Origin of the sequence: Streptomonospora alba (assembly GCF_000826685.1) — a bacterium.
Taxonomy (GTDB): domain Bacteria; phylum Actinomycetota; class Actinomycetes; order Streptosporangiales; family Streptosporangiaceae; genus Streptomonospora; species Streptomonospora alba.
Map to the genome: position 1 here is coordinate 1 of NZ_JROO01000105.1, position 316 is coordinate 316.

Here is a 316-nt window from a genome sequence, read left to right on the forward strand (position 1 = left end):
CGACAACGGGAACATCATCGCGATGGTCGGCCTCGGCCTGCTGCTGGACGAGGACGGGCGCACCGAGGAGGCCGAGGCCTGGTACAACCGCGCCGCCGACAACGGGGACACCGACGCGATGGTCGGCCTCGGCCTGCTGCTGAAGCAGGACGGGCGCACCGAGGAGGCCGAGGCCTGGTACCACCGCGCCGCCGACAACGGGGACATCATCGCGATGGTCGGCCTCGCCGCTCTGTTGAAGCAGCAGGACGGGCGCACCGAGGAGGCCGTGACCTGGTACCACCGCGCCATCGACAACGGGGACACCGACGCGATG

The 316-nt window shown here is 70.6% G+C and carries 1 protein-coding gene; it reads left to right on the forward strand.

Annotation, left to right across the window (positions count from 1 at the left end; translation table 11 throughout):
- Positions 1 to 316: tetratricopeptide repeat protein (locus LP52_RS25465; protein WP_040276970.1), on the forward strand; the 316-nt coding region annotated here is incomplete at both ends.